Below are 17,035 nucleotides of genomic sequence, written 5' to 3' on the forward strand. Positions count from 1 at the left end.
CGGCACTTTCACGTGAAAGTGCCGCGTTATTTCTTGCCGAAGGGGTCGCAGGCGGCTGTGCCGAGGTAGATGTCGCCGCTCGCCGGGCCGCCCTGCGGGAACAGCTTGATGTGCACCGCGTGCGTCACCAGGCTGCCGTCCGGCGGCTGGGGCGTCACGGTCTCGTTGAGGATCACCGTCGCCAACGCCGTGCCCGCTGCCCCGCCCGGGATGACGATCCGGTCGTTCGGCGGTATCTGCGCGGGCACGGTGATCCCCTCGACCGTGCCGATCGAGACCTCGCCGCCGCTGCCGGTCTCGCTCGTGGCGCACTTCGCCGAGTAGGTGCGCACCGTGATCACCGGGCCGCCGTAGCGCTGGAGCACCGTCGCTTCGAACCGGTGCCCGGACGCCTGCGCGACCGACACCGCGCCCGAGCGGCCGCAGCCGCTCTCGCCGATGCCGAACGCCGCGACGTCGCCGGTCGTGCCCCCGACCGTCCGGGCGCGGTACGGACCGTCGGCGGTGCACTTCGCCAGCTCACCGGTGACGACGTGCTCGTTGTCGACCGTCACGTCCAGCGAGCCGGAAGACGCCCATCCGGTGGACGTCACCGGCGGCGCCGCGGCCAGGAGCGGAGTGGCCAGCGTCGTCACCGCCAGCAACCGGAATGTCCTCTTCCTGGCGGTTCGCATGTGCCGGCCTCCCCGTTCGCGTGACAGTTCGTAGTTACCCATCTCGTCATCGGCAGGCCGGGTGCCGCCCCTGATCGGGTCCACCCGGACGGGTGGCCGGTGAGGAACGCAACTTAAGGGGCTGCCGCGGGGGTAACGAGCGTTAACCTCGATCGTCGCCTGTGTCCCACCCTGGGAGGTTTCGTGTCTTCGCTGTCCTTCGCCGCCAAGCGGCCCGTGCTGGCCGACCTCGTGCCCGGTTCCCTCGTCCGGGACATCGCGCTGGTCGCCGGCGGTGCCGTGCTCACCGGCGCCGCCGCGCAGCTGACGATCCCGGTGCCCGGCAGCCCGGTGCCGATGACCGGCCAGACGTTCGCCGCGCTGCTCGTCGGCGCGTCGCTCGGCATGTCGCGCGGTGCCGCGTCGATGCTGGTCTACCTGCTCGTCGGGGCGGTCGGTGTGCCGTGGTTCCAGCACGGCACCGCGGGCCTGTCCGGTGCGAGCGCCGGCTACATCGTCGGGTTCGTCTTCGCCGGCGCGCTCGTGGGCGCGCTCGCCGGCCGCGGCGGCGACCGGACGCCGGTGCGCACCGCGGGCACGATGGTGCTCGGCAACGTCGTGATCTACGCGTTCGGCGTGCCGTGGCTGATGGCCTCGACCGGGTTCGACCTGTCGACGGCGTTCGCCAAGGGCGTCACGCCGTTCCTGATCGGGGACGCGATCAAGATCGTCGTCGCCGCCGGTCTGCTGCCGCTGACCTGGAAGCTGGTCTCGGGCCGCGAGCAGGACTGATCGCTCGTCGCGGGACCTCTCACCCGGGAGGTTCCGCGACGCGAGTGGCCCGTTCGCGACGGAGCACCGATCTCTGTCGGTGGTGGCGGCTAATGTGTCGCTGTGCCCGCCCGAACCGATTTCCCCGGCGTCCTCGAACTCCTCACCCACGCGGTGGAGTCCGTGGGCGGTGCCGAACGCCCAGGGCAGGTGGAGATGGCGGACGCCGTCGGCCGCGCCATCCGCACCGGCGAGCACCTGGCCGTGCAGGCGGGCACCGGCACCGGCAAGTCCTTGGCCTACCTCGTCCCCGCGATCCGCCACGCCGTCGAGAAGGAAGCCACCGTCGTCGTCTCGACGGCGACCATCGCGCTGCAGCGCCAGCTCGTCGACCGCGACCTCCCGCGCCTGGCGAAGGCGCTGAAGAAGCCGCTGGGCCGCGAACCGACCTTCGCGATCCTCAAGGGCCGCCGCAACTACATGTGCCTGCACCGCCTCGACTCCGGCGCGCCGGACGAGCCGGAGGACGCCCAGCTCTTCGACCCGTTCGCGGTGTCTCGGCTGGGCAAGGAGGTCACGCGGCTGCGGGAGTGGTCGTCGGACACCGAAACCGGCGACCGCGACGAGCTCGTACCCGGCGTCTCCGACCAGGCGTGGCGCCAGGTGTCGGTCACGGCGCGGGAATGCCTCGGCGCCTCACGCTGCCCGATCGGCACGGACTGCTTCGCCGAGAAGGCCCGCGCCGAGGCCGGGCGCGCCGACATCATCGTCACCAACCACGCCCTGCTGGCGATCGACGCCCTGCAGGGCTACCAGGTCCTGCCGGACCACGACGTCGTGATCATCGACGAGGCGCACGACCTCGTCGACCGCGTCACCTCGGTCGCCACCGGCGAACTGACCAGCGCGATGTGCGCGTCGGCCGCGCGCCGCTGCGGCAAGCTGATCGACGCCGACATCGCCGACGGCCTCCTGGAGGCGGGTGACGGGCTGGCGCTGATCGTCGACGACCTGCCCGCGGGCCGGATGGACGAGCTGCCGAGGCCGCTGAAGGGCGCGATCCCGGCGGTCCGCGACGCCGCGCACGCGTGCATCACGGCGCTGGGCTCCGACCGCAAGGAGGACGTCGAGGGGGCCACCGCGCGCAAGCTGGCGCGCTCGCTGCTCGACGAGGTGCACGACACCGCGGTCCGGCTGCTGGAGGCGTTCGACGACGACCAGGCGCACCAGCGCGACGTCGTGTGGCTCTCCGGAGACAAGTACTCGTCGAACCCGCGGCCGCCGGCGCTGAAGGTGGCGCCGCTCGGCGTCGCCGGGCTGCTGCGCGAGCGCGTCTTCAACCTGCACACGACGGTCCTGACGTCGGCGACGCTGACCCTGGGCGGCACGTTCGACACGATGGCGCGCCAGTGGGGTCTCCCGCCGGGCTCGGCCCGCGTCGAACAGGCGCCGGGCGCCGCGACGGAAAAGGAAGCGCCGTCGGACACCTCCGGGCCGAAGTGGACCGGCCTGGACGTCGGCTCGCCGTTCGACCACCAGCGCAACGGCATCCTCTACCTGGCCAAGCACCTGCCGCCGCCGGGCCGCGACGGCCTCGCATCGTCCACAATGGACGAATTGGCCGAGCTCATCGAGGCCGCGGGCGGCCGCACGCTCGGGCTGTTCTCCTCGATGCGCGCGGCCAAGCAGGCGGCCGAAGAGATGCGCGAGCGGCTGGACTTCCCGATCCTCTGCCAGGGCGAGGACGCGACTTCGCTGCTGGTCCAGAAGTTCTCCGAGGACGTCCGCACGTGCCTGTTCGGCACGCTGAGCCTCTGGCAGGGCGTGGACGTGCCCGGGCCGTCGCTGCAGCTCGTGGTCGTCGACCGGATCCCGTTCCCGCGCCCGGACGACCCGGTCTCCTCGGCGCGGCAACGCGCGGTGGAAGCCCGCGGCGGCAACGGCTTCCTCACCGTCGCGGCCACGCACGCGGCGCTGCTGCTGGCGCAGGGCACCGGGCGGCTGCACCGCTCGGTCACCGACCGCGGGGTGGTCGCGGTGCTGGATTCGCGGCTGGCGAACGCCCGCTACGGCGGATTCCTCCGTGCGTCGCTGCCGCCGTTCTGGCCCACGATGGACCCGAAGGTGGCGCGCGACGCGTTGCGCCGGCTGGACGCAGCCGCGCCCGCGTGACGCGGTCCACAGCGCCGACCGGTACGGTGAAGCAACCCAAGCAACATTAGGGAGCACCGGTTGACCCAGGATTCGTCCAGCGCACAGTCCCGGACCGTCAGTGTCGACGACACCGGCGTGCGGCGGCGGCTCGCGGACGGCAGCGAAGAGGCCGTCACGTGGGCCGGCCTGTCGTCGGTGATGGTCCGCGTCATCCCCGACGGCCCCTGGAACGAAGACGTCTTCTTCATGCTGGTGGGCACCGACGGCAAGGGCACGGCGGTGCCGAGCGGCGACCCGGCCGCGGACGCGCTGATCGAGCGCCTGCAGGCCCTGCCGGGGTTCGACAACGAGAAGTTCATCGAGGCCATGACGACCGACGCCGACCAGGCCTACGTCGTCTGGGAATCCAGCGAGAACTAGGCGGTCGGGAACTCTTCCGTCACGGGGATCCCCTTCTTGAGCGTCCGGCTCACCGTGCACAGCCGCTCGATCGCGCGATCCACGGCGCCGGCCAGCGCTTCCCGCTGATCCGCGGCCAAAGTCGACACGTCGACGTCGAATGCGACGTGCACGGCGTCCAGCTCCGAAGCTCCCTCGCGACGGTCGGCGCTGACGGTGACGCGGAACTTCGCGTCTTCCCCGATCCGCCGCGTGATCAGCTCTTCGGCCGTCACCGCACTGCAGCCCGCGGCCGCGATCTGCAGCAGCTCGGCGGGCGAGAACGCCCCCTCGGCGCCGGTGCGGCCCAGCCGGACCTCCGCGCCGCGGTCGTTGCGGCCGACGAAGGAGTGCCGGCCGTCGCGCTGTACTTCCAGTCCCATGCCCGCTCCAACCGGCTCAGGAAGCCCCTTGTTCCGGCTCCCACTGCGCGAGAACCGTGATGGTGCCCGGGTCGACCTCGGTGAACCCGGCGTCCCGCACGGCGATGACGCGGTCGCGCCGCCACGCGCCTTCGGGGTCGTCGCCGGGGTGCAGTTCCTTCCACCGCGCGACGCTCGCCGACCGCACGGCGGTCCGGTAGCCCCGGGCGGCCCAGGCCGCGCGCTGCTCGTCGTCCAGCAGCGCGGCGAGGATCATCGTGGCGTGGCCGACCTGCGCGGCGGCCTTGCCGACGGTCATCGGCGTGTGCGGGTTGAGCAGGAGCAACGGGACGCCGCCGGGAACCGGGCCCGGCTCGTCCGGCGGCAGTTCGCTGCCCGAGATCTGCAGTCGCGAGACCTCCTTGGGCGCCTCGGTGACCAGTCCCGGCACCAGCGCCCGCGCCTCGGCGCCGTCGATCTCGACGGTGATGCCCGGCAGGTCCTGCACGGCCGCCCAGTGCGCGCCCCGCGCCCGCCGCGCGACCTTGCGGATCCGGTTGTCGAGCCACGCGTGCATCGGCTCGGCCCACTCGCCGCCGGGCTCGGTGCGCTCGTCGAGGCAGACCGCCAGCGCGGCGGCCGCGGCGGCCTCCAGCAGCGGCGTGCGGCCGGGCGGCTCGGCGCGTTCGATGCGCAGGATGACCGGCATCGCCCGGACTTCCTCCGGGAGCTCGTCCGAAGTGCCCGACGTGTCTTCGGCCGGAAGCCCGAGCCAGTAGGCGTAGCGGGCACCCAGGGGGTCGAGAACGCTGCTCACGGACGCATCAGCTCGAGCCCGTCGGCGGCGTCGGCCGCCTCGACCTCGCCGCGGGTGAGGCCGAGCACGAACAGCACGGCGTCGAGGTACGGGTGCGACAGCGCGGTGTCGGCCACCTCGCGCAGCGCGGGCTTGGCGTTGAACGCCACACCCATGCCGGCCGCCGAAAGCATGTCGATGTCGTTGGCGCCGTCCCCGACCGCGACGCACTGCTCCAGCGGGATGTCGTACTCACCGGCGAAGCGGCGAAGCACCTTCGCTTTGCCCGCGCGGTCGACGACGTCGCCGACGACCTTGCCGGTCAGCTTGCCGTCCACGATCTCGAGTTCGTTCGCCGCCGCGAAGTCCAGGCCCAGTTCTTGGACCAGGCCGCCGATGACCTGGGTGAACCCGCCGGACACCACCCCGGTCTTGAACCCCATCCGCTTGAGCGTGCGGATCGTCGTGCGCGCACCCGGCGTCAGCTCGATCGACGCGGCGACCTCGTCGATCGCCGTGGCGGGCAGGCCCTCCAGCAGCGCGACCCGGCGTTCCAGCGACTCGGTGAAGTTCAGCTCGCCGCGCATGGCGGCTTCGGTGATCTCGCGGATCTCCGGTTCGACGCCGGCGTGCGCGCCCAGCATCTCGATGACCTCGCCCTGGATGAGCGTGGAGTCGACGTCGAAGACGACCATGCGCTTGGCCCGGCGCGTGATCCCGGCCCGCTCGACGGCGATGTCGACGCCGACCTCGACCGCCGCGTCGGCGAGCTCCGACCGCAGGGCGGCGTCGGCCTCGGGCGTGTCCCGGTCGACCGAGACGTACAGCTCCAGCCCGGTCACGGGGTAGTCGGCGACGCTGCGGATCGCGTCGATGTTGGCGCCGAGCGACGCCAGCCGCCGGGCGACCTCGGAGAAGCCGCGCGCGGTGACCGGGCGGCCGAGCACGACCAGCACGTGGGTGGAGTCGCGGCGCCCGAGCGCGAACGGGTCTTCGCCGATGGCCGCACCGATCTTGACGTCGACCTGCATCCCGACGGACGCCATCGCCTGCTCGACCGACTCCTGCAGGCCCTCGGGGTCGCGGTACACGCCGGCGAGCACGCCGAGCACGAGCTGCCCGCGGATGACGACCTGTTCGACGTCCAGCACGTCGACGTCGTGGCGGGTCAGCACGGCGAACAGCACGGACGAGACACCCGGCTTGTCGGGGCCGGTCGTCGTGATCAGGACGGGGGTCTGGGTCACTGGTCATCCCTCGTTCGGCAACGCTGCACGGTCAGTCTGCCGGTCCGGGCCCGGACATAAGTAGAGCGCGTGCCCGGCTTCACAAAAGCCGGGCACGCGCTCTCACTCGTTCGGGTTGTTACTGCTTGTCGTCGCCCTGCTCGCTGGCGTTGTCGCTGGAGTGGTCTCCCGGGATCACCGCTTCGGTGAGCACCTGCGACGGCGCCGCGTGGCTGTTGAGCTTCTGCTTCCCGAAGAAGCCGATCTCGCCTTCGGAGTGCATGCGCTCGATCATGTGCGGGTAGTGCAGCTCGAACGCGGGCCGCTCGGACCGGATCCGGGGCAGCTCGGTGAAGTTGTGCCGCGGCGGCGGGCAGGACGTCGCCCACTCGAGCGAGTTGCCGTAGCCCCACGGGTCGTCCACCGTGACGATCTCGCCGTACCGGTAGCTCTTGAAGACGTTCCAGATGAACGGCAGCGTCGAGGCACCGAGGATGTACGCGCCGATCGTGGAGATCGTGTTCAGCGTCGTGAAGCCGTCACTGGTCAGGTAGTCCGCGTACCGGCGCGGCATGCCCTCGGCACCCAGCCAGTGCTGGACGAGGAACGTGCCGTGGAAGCCGATGAACGTGGTCCAGAAGTGCCACTTGCCGAGCTTCTCGTCCATCATCCGGCCGGTGATCTTCGGGAACCAGAAGTAGATGCCGGCGAAGGTGGCGAACACGATCGTGCCGTAGAGCACGTAGTGGAAGTGCGCGACGACGAAGTAGCTGTCCGACACGTGGAAGTCGATCGCCGGCGCGGCCAGCATGATGCCGGTCAGGCCGCCGAAGAGGAACGTGACGATGAAGCCCATCGAGAAGATCATCGGCGTCTCGAAGGACAGCTGGCCCTTCCACATCGTGCCGATCCAGTTGAAGAACTTCACGCCGGTCGGGACCGCGATCAGGAACGTCATGAAGGAGAAGAACGGCAGCAGCACGGCGCCGGTGGCGTACATGTGGTGCGCCCACACCGCGACCGACAGCGCCGCGATGGCCAGCGTCGCGAAGACCAGGCTCTTGTAGCCGAACATCGGCTTGCGGCTGAAGACCGGGAAGATCTCCGACACGATCCCGAAGAACGGCAGGGCGACGATGTAGACCTCTGGATGGCCGAAGAACCAGAACAGGTGCTGCCAGAGGATCACGCCGCCGTTTTCGGGGTCGAACACGTGCGCCCCGAGGTGCCGGTCCGCCAGCAGGCCCATCAGGGCCGCGGTCAGGATCGGGAAGGCGAGCAGGATCAGGATCGACGTCACCAGGATGTTCCAGGTGAAGATCGGCATCCGGAACATCGTCATGCCGGGCGCGCGCAGGCAGACCACGGTGGTGACCATGTTGACCGCGCCGAGGATGGTGCCGAGACCGGAGACCACCAGGCCGGAGATCCACAGGTCCGCGCCGACGCCCGGCGAGTGGATCGCGTCCGACAGCGGGGTGTAGGCGAACCAGCCGAAGTCGGCGGCGCCACCCGGCGTCAGGAAGCCCGACAGCACGATCAGGCCGCCGAAGAGGTACAGCCAGTACGAGAACGCGTTCAGCCGCGGGAACGCGACGTCCGGCGAGCCGATCTGCAGCGGGAGCACGAAGTTCGCGAAGCCGAAGAGGATCGGGGTCGCGTACAGCAGCAGCATCACCGTGCCGTGCATGGTGAAGAGCTGGTTGTACTGCTCCTGCGAAAGGAACTGCTGCCCGGGGCGCGCCAGCTCGGTGCGGATGAGCATGGCCATCGCGCCGCCCGCCATGAAGAAGGCGAACGACGTGACCAGGTACATGATCCCGATCTGCTTGTGGTCCGTCGTGCGGAACAACCGCAGCAGGTACGAACCCTTGACCGACTCGTGCGCGGGATACGGGCGCGTCGCGATCGGCTTGGGGGCTACGGCCGTCACTCCTGCCTCCAACACTCAGAACCTCGTGGTGGTCATCGTCCGGCCGCCGAGGTGGGCAACGCCCGGATCAGCGGTCAAGGGGGATCGTAGCCCTCGCTACCGACAGTCGCGCGCACCGGCTGGCAAGATCGGGCCGTGGCCGACGAATACACGCGGGCGGCGGTCCGCGCCGCACTGACGGTGACCTCGCGGCTCGGCCTGCGCGCGCACGAGCCCGAGGTGCTCCACGAGCGCTCGAACGTGCTGGTGAGGCTGGGTCCGCTGGTCGCGCGGGTGCCGGGGACCAGCCGCCTGGCGCGGCTCGGTCCGGCCTGGCAGGAACGGGATCTGGCGGTGTCGGGGTTCCTCACGGACCGTGGTGTGCGCGTCGTCTCACCGGCCACGGATGCCCCGGCCGGACCGCATTTCGCCGAGGGACTGCCGGTCACTCTCTGGAACCACACCCCGCACGATCCGGACCACCGGTACGCACCGGACGTCGTCGCCCGGTCGCTCGCCGAGGTGCACGCGGCGCTGCGCGAGTACCCCGGCGAACTCCCGCGGCGCGGCCCGCTGGACGACCTCGGGCGCATCTTCGACCGGCACGACCTGGACCCCCGGTTGCGCGCCGAGGCGGACCGGCTCGCCGCGCTGCTGCCGGACGTCGCCGCGCAGCCGCTGCACGGCGACGCGCACCCCGGCAACCTGATCGCCACCCCCGCCGGCCCGTGCTGGCTGGACTTCGAAGACACCTGGCGCGGGCCGCTGGCCTGGGACCTCGGCATCCTCGCCCGGCAGGGCGGCCCGGAGTACCTCGCCGCGTACCCGGCGTCCGTGGACGAAGACGCTCTTCGCTACTTCACCCGGCTGCGAGAGCTGTATGCCGCGGTCTGGCAGTTCGTCATCGCGATCCGGTTCCCGGACCGGCTGGCCGGCGCCCGCTCGGCGCTCGACGCCTACTTCTCGTGAGTCGCCGGGTACCAGGACAGGATCGCCTCGACCACGCCCGCCGGATCCTCCAGCGGGGTCAGGTGGCCGGCGCCCGGGAGCACCACGAGGGTCGCGCCGTCCAGCGCTTCGACCATCTCGTTCGCCGCGGCCAGCGGGGTGATCGGGTCCTCTTCGCCCACGACGACCAGCGCGGGGACGCCCGATTCGCGTAGCAGATCGAGGGAATCCGGCCGCGTCCGCAGGGCGAGCGCCGTCCACGAGATGCCGGCCGGCGGCTGCGATTCGATGATCTCCCGGACGTTCCCGACGACGTCCGGGCGCTCTTCGCGGGTCGAATCGGCCAGCAGGTTCGGCAGGTTGGCATCGGCCAGCCAGCCGTGGACGCCTTCGTCGTCGACGCGCTTCGCGACGTCCAGCCGGCTCTGGGCGGCCTCGGGCGTGTCGGGCGTCGCCTTGGTGTCGATGAGCACGAGCCCGCCGACCCGCTCGGGCGCCAGCCGCAGCACGGCCATCGCGAGGTAGCCGCCCATCGAGCAGCCGCCGAGCACGACGCGGTCCAGTTCCAGGCGGTCGAGCAGGGCGAGGACGTCACGCGCGGCGTCCTCGAGACTCGGCTCGCGATCGGACTCCGGCAGCGGCGAGCGGCCGAGCCCGCGCTGGTCCGGAGTGATCACCCGAAGGTGTGAAGCGAGGGGCTCGCGCACCGCGTTCCACATGCGGGCGTCCAGGGGAAAGGCGTGGAGGAGGACCAGCGGCAGTTCGGTCATGCGGGCCATTTTGTCGGACCCCCGCGCTAGCTTCGCCGATGTGTTCACCGACATCGAAACCGACCGGCTGCTGCTGCGTCCGCTCCACGAGGCGGACCGGCAGGCGATGGTCGACATCCACACCGACCCGCGCACCAACCGCTTCCACCCCGACCCGCCCGACGTCCCGCGCGCGTCGGCGATGTTCTCGGAGTGGCTGGCGCACTGGGCCGAGCACGGCTTCGGCTACCCCGCGGTGCTCGAACGCGGGGGCGCCGAGGTGATCGGCATGTGCGGGGTGCGGCTGCGGGAGTTCCACGGCGAGAAGGTGCTGAACCTCGGCTACCGGTTCCGGCCGTCGGCGTGGGGCAAGGGGTACGCGGCGGAGGCCGGGCTGGCGGTCCTGGAGTGGTGTGCCCGCGAGCTGCCGTCGGTGCCGGTGCTGGCGAGCGTCAGCGTGGAGAACAAGCCGTCGCTGCGGGTGGCGGAGCGGCTCGGCTTCACGGAGTACACGGAGGAGCTGTACGACGGCGCGTTCTCGCGGCACTACCGGCGCTGAGCCGGGCGGTGTTTGACAACTCAACAGTGTTCAGCGGCGGCGGTTCGGCCGGCGCCGGGCCCGGGCGTCCCAGCAGGCCCGGTGCCAGTGCCGCCGGTCGGCGACGGAGCCGGTGTCGTCGGCGGGCCAGACGACGAGGTGCGGCGTGCCGGGCCGGATTTCGTGGTCGCAGCCGGGGCACCGGTAGGTCTTGCCGGCCTGCGAGCCGGGCACGGTCCGGACGAGCCAGTCCCCATCGTCCCCGGACTCGGCACGAGCCCACCCGGTGGCGGCACCCAGTTCGCGATCGGGCGGCCCACCGTCCGAGCGGCGGCCGGGACGGTTCCGTCGAGGCACGAGGCCAACGGTAAACGGCGCCGGCCGGAGCCGACCGCGCGGCTCTGGTCGGCCGGGTCGGTCCATCCCCGGCGTGCCACCGGCCCCGGCCCGGCACCCGTCCGCGCAGTCCCGGCCACGCTCGGCCTCTTCACCGCGCAACCTCAAGCAGCTCGGTCCACCACCGCTCGCCCGGCGCACGATCCCTTTCGTGGCCCAGCCATCCCACCCGAGCCGGGCCGGCATCCGCCTGGTCGGCGACCGCTCCCCGCCCGCAACTCCGCAACCTCAAGCAGCCCGGCCTGCCACCGCCCGGCCACCCCGCAACCGGCGCACGATCCCCTCATGGCCCAGCCCATCCCAACCCAGCCGGGCCAATGTCCGCCCCGTCCGCCGGAAATCTTCCCCGCCGAGCACCGACATGATCGTGATCGCGGCGTCCACCACCGGCGTCGCCACCCCGGCGCACCGCGCGAGCGCCTGCAGCGGCACCAGCGTCGACCGGATGTCCTCCGTCAGGAACCGGTGGTCGAGGCTGGTCGGCGCGGCGATCGTCCGGTACGGCTCCACCGTCCGCAACGCGTCCAGCAGCGTCGTGGCCGGGCACCCGTAGTACCGGTCGAGCACCTCGGTCATCGGCATCAGCCGCGCGCCGTAAGCCCGCGCGACCAGCGCGAACTCCGCTTCGGTGCGCTCCAGCAGCGCGACCGTCCGCGCCGAAACGCCGTCGACGTAGAAGAGCAGTTCCTCCGCGCGGTCGATGGTGCCGAGGTTGGCGAGCGCGATCGGCACGTGCGCGACCGCGCCGAAGTCGTGCAGGCCGCGCTCCACGGGGTTGCGCGCGACTTCCAGCATCGGAAACCACGAGCGCAGCAGCCCGGCGTGCCGTCCGACAGCGGCGGCCGTGCTGCCCGAAATCAGGTTCCAGCCCTTGGCACCCAGCACCGTCACGCCACCGGTGCCGGACGGCCGCGCGGCGAACAACGCGTCCGTCTCCACGACATCGACGCCCGGTGCCCCGGCGGCCGCGAGCGCGTGCGCGAATTCGACGCTCCCGCAGAGCTTGCTGGAGAACAGCACCACGACCTGCCCGGCGCGCAGGTGCGGCGCGAGCCGGACGGCGACCTCCGGGTAGGCGGTGGTGACGGTGGCGACCAGCACCACGGCCCGCCCGCCCAGCGCGGCGGGGTCGGCGGTGACCTCACGCAGCGGGAACCGCCCGGTGAGCACCCCGCTCGTGACGATCTCCCGCCGCCGCGCGATCTCCCTGACCGCCTCGAGATCCCGCGTGCAGAGGTGCACCGCCAGTCCCCGCGAGGCGAGGTACGCCGCGACGGCCCGTCCCTCGCCCCCCGCACCGACGACCCCGATCCCGTCCAGCCCGCCCATTCCGCCCACTCCCGTCACTCGGGTACGCAGTGGACAGGTCGGGGCCCCGCCCGGGAAAGTTCCCGCGGCGGCACGTTCCCGGAAACCGGGCGCGGTCAGCCCTGGGCGAGGGCGAGCGGAACCAGCTGTTCGGCGGTGGTGAGCGACCCGTGCTGCCCGATCAGCGACGTCTCGACGGCCTCCGCGAGCCCCCGCACCATCCCGAACCGGTCCCGGGCCGCCGCGACGACGTCGCCGATGCGCGGCAGCACCCGGTCGCTGACCGTGTGCCCGAACCACCCCTCGGCGACGGCCTCCTCCCGCGAGCGCACCCACGCCCGCTCGCCCAGCACCTCCCGCCAGGCCGCGAGGACGTCCGCGGCCGCGCCCGGCTCGGTGTAGACGTGCCGGGCCCGCACCTCGCCCCCGAACGTCCGGACACCGTCCAGCAGCTCCGGGACGTCTTCGAGGTCGAGCTTGTCGTCGACGGTCACCATCCCGTGGTCGGCCACCACCGCGAGCAGGGCACCGGGCGGCAGACCGTCCACAAGGGACTCCACTAACCGGTCGACCTGCCGCAGCTGCATCCGCCACGCGGCCGAGCCGGGGCCGTAAACGTGGCCGAGCAGGTCGAGTTCGCTGTGGTAGGCGTAGCAGAAGGCGCGCCCGCCGAGCACCGACAACGTCCGCGCGGCGAGGTCGCCCAGCGCGTGCACCCCGGCGTACTGCGCGCCGCCCTGGGTCGCCAGGGTCAAGGCCGTGTCGCGGAACTTGGCGGAAGACACGACGGCCGCGTCGATGCCCGCCGCGGCGGCCCGTTCGAAGGTCGTCGGCAGCGGCTGCACTTCGCGAGGTGGGAGGGCGCCCCGCAGGTCGCTGCCGTCTTCGTGACTGCACCAGCGCAACGCGTTCAGCACGCCGGTGCCCGGCATTTCGAAGGTGTAGCCGACCATGCCGTGCTCACCGGACGCGAGCCCGGTACCGATGGCGGCGACACCCGCGGCGGTGGTGGACGGAAACCCGACGCGCAAGGATTCCTGAACGAGCTCGGTCAGCACGGGCGCATCCGCGGCGTGCTCGGCGAGCAGCTCCCGGCCAAGCCCATCGACGAGCAGCACGCCGGCGCTGCTCGCCTCCGGCAGAGCCAGGGAGTTCCCACAACCGGGCACCCCGAGAGCGGCGAGCAGGGACGGAACGACCTGGCCGAGATGCGGAACATCGGCAAGCGAAGGCGGCTGCACGCGCCCAGCTTCCCACCGGCGGCCCCGGACGGCCGAGCGGCAGCGCCGGCCATCGCCTAACGGTTGCAGGAGCCCTTCGCCGGGCCGAAAGCCCCCACGACCGAGCGCAGCGCCGGCCGCCACCCAGCGGTTCGAGCAGCCCCTACGCAAGGCCGAAGACCTCGGACGGCCGAGCAGCAGCGCCGGCCACCGCTCGGCGTTCGCGCCGATCCCGATCCGGCGAGGAAGGCCGCACCTCGGCGATTCCGCAGCCCGAGCCCACCCCCGAAAGCTCTGGACAGCCGAGCGCGGCGCCGGCCGCCACCCAGCGGTTCGAGCAGCTCCTACGCAAGGCCGAAAGCCCCGGACGGCCGAGCAGCAGCGGCGGCCGCCGCCAAGCGGGTTCAAGCCCCCACGGCCGAAGCCCCGGACAGTAGCTGGCCTCCGCCCAGAGGCACCGGTAGCCTCCCGGCGGCCGCAACTCGGCGGTTCCCGAGCCCGGGTAGCGAGCTCCGGAGCGACCAACTGGCGTTTGCGCCGATCCGACCCGGCGGAGCCGCGATGCCCCACCTCGGCGATATCGCAGCACCGAACCCAGCCGGCGCCCCAGCGCACCGCGAAGACCCGGGCTGTCCCAGCACCGCGTTCCCGGCGATAATCACCGCATGCCGACCTACGCCTACCGCTGCCGCGAGTGCACCGAGACCTTCGAGCTCCTGCGGCCGATGAGCGAATCCGGCGCGCCGGCCGCCTGTCCCGATGGGCACACCGACACCGTCAAGCTGCTCACCACGGTCGCCCTCACCGGGGCCGCGAGCGGACCCGCGGCCCCGGCCGGTGGCGGCGGCGGTGGCTGCTGTGGCGGCGGCTGCTGCGGCTAGACCGCCTTCAGCGCCTGCTCCAGATCGGCCCACAGGTCCTCGACGTCCTCCAGCCCGGCGGAAAGCCGGATCAGCTGGTCGGACACGCCGGCGTCGTGCCGGTCGCCCTCGTCGACGATCCGGTGGCTGATCGAACCCGGGTGCTGGATCAGCGTGTCCACACTGCCCAGGCTCACCGCCGGCGTGATCAGCCGGACCGCGCCGATCAGGGCGTGCGGGTCGCCGGCGACCTCGAACGCCACCAGCGGCCCGCCGATCCGCGGGTAGTGGACCGCCGTCACGGCCGGGTGGTCGCCGAGCCGGGCGGCCAGCGTCGCCGCGGTGGCCGATGCCGCGTTGACGCGCAGCGGCAGCGTGGAAAGCCCGCGCAGCAACAGGTATCCGGCGAGCGGGTGCAGCACGCCGCCGGTGGCGAAGCGGATCTGCCGCAGCCGCGCGGCTTCCGCGGCGTCGCACGCGACGATCCCGCCCATCACGTCGCCGTGGCCGCCGAGGAACTTCGTCGCGCTGTGCAGCACGATCCGCGCCCCGTGGCGGCCCGGGCGCTGGAGCACCGGGGTCGCGAACGTGTTGTCCACCAACAGGGGCACGTCCCCGCACGCCAGAGCCAGGGCGGCGATGTCGGCCTCGGCGAGGGTCGGGTTCGCCGGCGTCTCGACGAACACCAGCCCCGTGTCGGGCCGCAACGCGGCGGCGACCCCCTCGGGCGCGGCCCACGTGACCTCGGTGCCGAGCAGCCCGGACTCGAGCAGGTGGTCGCTGCAGCCGTACAGCGGGCGCACCGCGACGACGTGCCGTTTCCCCTGCGCCACCGCGGAAAGCAAGCACGCCGACACGGCGGCCATGCCGCTGGCGAACGCGACGCCGTGCTCGAAGCCCTCGAGCTCGGCGAGGGCCCGCTCGAACCGCTCGACGGTCGGGTTGCCGACCCGGCCGTAGATCGGCGGCCCGTCGAGCTCACCGCCGGCGGCGAAAGCGTCGATCCGGGCGGCTTCGGCGGCGCTGTCCCGCGACGGGTACGTCGTGGACAGGTCCAGCGGGGCGGCGTGCACGCCGAGGTCCGTGAGGTCGTCACGGCCGGCGTGGACGGCGCGCGTGCGCAGCGAGGAAGTCATGCCAGCATGGTCGAGCTTTCACCGGATCGAGGGCAACAGTCTCGGATATCATTCGCCGATGCCCGATTCTGTCGAACTGAGTCCGGTGGACCTGGAGATTCTGCGCCTGCTCCAGAACGATGCCCGGATCACCAACAAGGACCTCGCGGCCGCGGTCGGCATCGCGCCGTCGACGTGCCTGGACCGGGTCGCCCGGCTGCGGGACACCGGCGTGATCACCGGGCAGCACGCGTCGGTCGACGCGGCGAAGCTGGGCCGGCCGCTGGAGGCGTTCCTGTTCGTCCAGGTCCGCCCGCACCGGCGGCCGCTGGTCGACCCGTTCGTCGAACACCTGCTGTCGCTGCCCGAGGTGCGCGCCGTCTACCACCTGACCGGGCCGGACGACTTCCTCGCGCACGTCGCGACCAGCTCCGCCGGCGAGCTGCAGCGCCTGGTCCTCGACGAGCTGACCGCGCGCGACGAGGTCGCCCGCGTGCACACGAACCTCGTGTTCCAGCACTGGAGCGGCGGCCCGCTGCTCCCGCCGGCCTGACCTCAGACCGTCGCGAGCCAGCGGCGGGTCTCGCGCGGCGACGTCAGCCGGACGACCGCGGGGCCCGGCGACGACGCCGCCCAGTCCCGGATCGTCGCCCGCTTCCGCGCGAACGACCGGAAGTGCCAGCGGATGATCGAGTCCGCGGAGAACATCTGGCGGAACGACTCGACGTTGCCGTTGCAGATCCGCTCGCGGGTCAGCGAGCGCACGGCGGTCCGGCGCACCAGGCGGCCCAGCGAAAGCCAGCGCGGGTAGTCGAGGCCGACGATCAGCTGGGCGCGGGGCAGGACGAGGTCCTTCCACTTGCCGTACGCGGCGTCGAGGACCCAGCGCTCCCCCGCGCACACCTCGGCGAGGCGGCGGCGCTGCTCGTCGTCCGGGACCGCGACCCAGCCCGGCTCCCAGGTGAGGTCGTCGGCCGAGACGTACGGCAGGCCGGCGCGCTCGGCGATCCGGGCCGCGAGCGTCGACTTGCCCGAACCGGTCACGCCGTAGACGACGATGCGCTCAGGCGTCGAGGTCACGGGCGGGCTCCCGCGGTCCGCGGTAGGGCAGGGTCTGGCTGTAGACGATGCTCGTGGTCGTGCTGCCGAACTGGGCCAGCTCGTCCATCGTGCGCTCGAGGTGGGCCATCGAGGCCGCGGCGACTTTGAGCGTGTAGCAGTCGTCGCCGGTGGTGCGCAGGCATTCGAGGATCTCGAGGCGCTCGCCGAGCAGCTTGTGCAGTGCCTCGTGCCGACTGCCGGGGTACTTGAGCCGGACGACGGCGAGCACCGCGTAGCCGACCTTCCCGAGGTCGATGTCGGCGCGGTAGCCGGTGATCACGCCCGTCGCCTCGAGCCGGCGGAGCCGTTCGGTGGTGGCCGACGCGCTGAGGTTCACCCGGCGGCCGAGTTCGGTGAGCGGCAGCCGGGCGTCCTGCTGGAGCTCGACGAGGATGGCCCAGTCCGTCGGATCGAGACTCTCGGTCATCCGGCGAATGTACCGCGAGATCCACGGCGGAAGCCGCCGAACGCCGTGATCGTTCCCTTCC

Annotated in this window: 19 protein-coding genes; 7 read left to right on the plus strand and 12 right to left on the minus strand. The window is 72.2% G+C overall.

All coding sequences use genetic code 11. From position 1 onward, the window contains the following. Window positions 1–26: 26 nt before the first annotated feature. Window positions 27–644 (minus strand): choice-of-anchor P family protein, encoded by a 618-nt coding sequence (locus tag BLV96_RS13820; protein ID WP_086679744.1) that lies wholly within the window; start codon window positions 642–644, stop codon window positions 27–29. Between the two features lie 213 nt (window positions 645–857). Between BLV96_RS13820 and BLV96_RS13825 the strand changes: the two genes are divergently transcribed. The 3 genes from BLV96_RS13825 (at window position 858) to BLV96_RS13835 (ending at window position 3,998) form a co-directional block, all read left to right on the plus strand. Beyond that, window positions 858–1,445 carry a biotin transporter BioY gene (locus BLV96_RS13825; protein WP_091389173.1) on the plus strand — a complete coding sequence of 196 codons (588 nt, stop codon included), beginning with the start codon at window positions 858–860 and terminating at the stop codon, window positions 1,443–1,445. 102 nt (window positions 1,446–1,547) lie between these two features. Then, a complete protein-coding gene (locus BLV96_RS13830; RefSeq protein WP_091389175.1) occupies window positions 1,548–3,596 on the plus strand; it encodes an ATP-dependent DNA helicase in 2,049 nt (682 codons plus the stop codon). Window positions 3,597–3,656: 60 nt separating this feature from the next. After that, complete coding sequence (locus BLV96_RS13835) at window positions 3,657–3,998, plus strand: hypothetical protein (RefSeq protein WP_086672538.1); 342 nt, start codon at window positions 3,657–3,659, stop codon at window positions 3,996–3,998. On the opposite strand, the gene BLV96_RS13840 is transcribed toward BLV96_RS13835, so the two are convergent. The 4 genes from BLV96_RS13840 to ctaD all read right to left on the minus strand — a co-directional run bounded on the left by BLV96_RS13840 (window position 3,995) and on the right by ctaD (window position 8,333). Beyond that, window positions 3,995–4,399: an OsmC family protein gene (locus BLV96_RS13840; protein WP_086672539.1), complete on the minus strand. Its 405-nt coding sequence runs from the start codon at window positions 4,397–4,399 to the stop codon at window positions 3,995–3,997. The two genes, BLV96_RS13835 and BLV96_RS13840, sit on opposite strands and share 4 nt — an antisense overlap. A gap of 16 nt (window positions 4,400–4,415) precedes the next feature. Then, the gene (locus BLV96_RS13845; RefSeq protein ID WP_086672541.1) at window positions 4,416–5,195 is read right to left on the minus strand and encodes a peptidyl-tRNA hydrolase; all 780 of its coding nucleotides are present in this window, start codon (window positions 5,193–5,195) and stop codon (window positions 4,416–4,418) included. Next, the gene (gene serB, locus BLV96_RS13850) at window positions 5,192–6,421 is read right to left on the minus strand and encodes a phosphoserine phosphatase SerB (RefSeq protein ID WP_086672543.1); all 1,230 of its coding nucleotides are present in this window, start codon (window positions 6,419–6,421) and stop codon (window positions 5,192–5,194) included. Before serB ends, BLV96_RS13845 begins: the two co-directional genes overlap by 4 nt. A 118-nt stretch (window positions 6,422–6,539) precedes the next feature. After that, window positions 6,540–8,333: an aa3-type cytochrome oxidase subunit I gene (ctaD, locus tag BLV96_RS13855; RefSeq protein ID WP_091389178.1), complete on the minus strand. Its 1,794-nt coding sequence runs from the start codon at window positions 8,331–8,333 to the stop codon at window positions 6,540–6,542. A gap of 135 nt (window positions 8,334–8,468) precedes the next feature. Here ctaD and BLV96_RS13860 point away from each other — a divergent pair, with 135 nt between their 5' ends. Beyond that, window positions 8,469–9,281 carry a phosphotransferase gene (locus BLV96_RS13860; protein WP_086672547.1) on the plus strand — a complete coding sequence of 271 codons (813 nt, stop codon included), beginning with the start codon at window positions 8,469–8,471 and terminating at the stop codon, window positions 9,279–9,281. Here the strand turns inward: BLV96_RS13860 and BLV96_RS13865 are convergent. Next, on the minus strand, window positions 9,269–10,030 hold the full coding sequence (locus BLV96_RS13865) for an alpha/beta fold hydrolase (RefSeq protein WP_086672779.1): 762 nt from the start codon (window positions 10,028–10,030) through the stop codon (window positions 9,269–9,271). The two genes, BLV96_RS13860 and BLV96_RS13865, sit on opposite strands and share 13 nt — an antisense overlap. On the opposite strand from BLV96_RS13865, the gene BLV96_RS13870 reads away from it, so the two are divergent. Beyond that, window positions 10,029–10,568: a GNAT family N-acetyltransferase gene (locus BLV96_RS13870; protein ID WP_086672548.1), complete on the plus strand. Its 540-nt coding sequence runs from the start codon at window positions 10,029–10,031 to the stop codon at window positions 10,566–10,568. The two genes, BLV96_RS13865 and BLV96_RS13870, sit on opposite strands and share 2 nt — an antisense overlap. Before the next feature lie 30 nt (window positions 10,569–10,598). Here BLV96_RS13870 and BLV96_RS13875 read toward each other — a convergent pair whose 3' ends face one another. The 3 genes from BLV96_RS13875 to BLV96_RS13885 all read right to left on the minus strand — a co-directional run bounded on the left by BLV96_RS13875 (window position 10,599) and on the right by BLV96_RS13885 (window position 13,492). Next, window positions 10,599–10,904, minus strand: coding sequence for a peptidase associated/transthyretin-like domain-containing protein (locus BLV96_RS13875; RefSeq protein WP_086672550.1), 306 nt, complete (start codon window positions 10,902–10,904; stop codon window positions 10,599–10,601). Window positions 10,905–11,171: 267 nt separating this feature from the next. Then, a complete protein-coding gene (locus BLV96_RS13880; protein WP_208608228.1) occupies window positions 11,172–12,272 on the minus strand; it encodes an NAD/NADP-dependent octopine/nopaline dehydrogenase family protein in 1,101 nt (366 codons plus the stop codon). Window positions 12,273–12,367: 95 nt separating this feature from the next. Continuing rightward, complete coding sequence (locus tag BLV96_RS13885) at window positions 12,368–13,492, minus strand: alkaline phosphatase family protein (RefSeq protein WP_086672552.1); 1,125 nt, start codon at window positions 13,490–13,492, stop codon at window positions 12,368–12,370. Window positions 13,493–14,136: 644 nt separating this feature from the next. Between BLV96_RS13885 and BLV96_RS13890 the strand changes: the two genes are divergently transcribed. Further along, window positions 14,137–14,352 carry an FmdB family zinc ribbon protein gene (locus BLV96_RS13890; protein WP_086672555.1) on the plus strand — a complete coding sequence of 72 codons (216 nt, stop codon included), beginning with the start codon at window positions 14,137–14,139 and terminating at the stop codon, window positions 14,350–14,352. On the opposite strand, the gene BLV96_RS13895 is transcribed toward BLV96_RS13890, so the two are convergent. Next, the gene (locus BLV96_RS13895; protein ID WP_086672557.1) at window positions 14,349–15,467 is read right to left on the minus strand and encodes a trans-sulfuration enzyme family protein; all 1,119 of its coding nucleotides are present in this window, start codon (window positions 15,465–15,467) and stop codon (window positions 14,349–14,351) included. The genes BLV96_RS13890 and BLV96_RS13895 overlap by 4 nt on opposite strands. Before the next feature lie 58 nt (window positions 15,468–15,525). Here BLV96_RS13895 and BLV96_RS13900 point away from each other — a divergent pair, with 58 nt between their 5' ends. Further along, the gene (locus BLV96_RS13900; protein WP_086672559.1) at window positions 15,526–15,999 is read left to right on the plus strand and encodes an Lrp/AsnC family transcriptional regulator; all 474 of its coding nucleotides are present in this window, start codon (window positions 15,526–15,528) and stop codon (window positions 15,997–15,999) included. 2 nt (window positions 16,000–16,001) lie between these two features. On the opposite strand, the gene BLV96_RS13905 is transcribed toward BLV96_RS13900, so the two are convergent. Both BLV96_RS13905 and BLV96_RS13910 read right to left on the minus strand, forming a co-directional pair. Next, window positions 16,002–16,526, minus strand: a complete 525-nt coding sequence (locus BLV96_RS13905; protein WP_086672561.1) for a P-loop NTPase family protein — start codon at window positions 16,524–16,526, stop codon at window positions 16,002–16,004. Further along, window positions 16,510–16,974 carry an Lrp/AsnC family transcriptional regulator gene (locus tag BLV96_RS13910; RefSeq protein WP_086672563.1) on the minus strand — a complete coding sequence of 155 codons (465 nt, stop codon included), beginning with the start codon at window positions 16,972–16,974 and terminating at the stop codon, window positions 16,510–16,512. Before BLV96_RS13910 ends, BLV96_RS13905 begins: the two co-directional genes overlap by 17 nt. Between the last annotated feature and the right edge of the window lie 61 nt (window positions 16,975–17,035).

It is taken from the genome of Amycolatopsis pretoriensis (genome assembly GCF_900107925.1).
Lineage (GTDB): Bacteria > Actinomycetota > Actinomycetes > Mycobacteriales > Pseudonocardiaceae > Amycolatopsis > Amycolatopsis pretoriensis.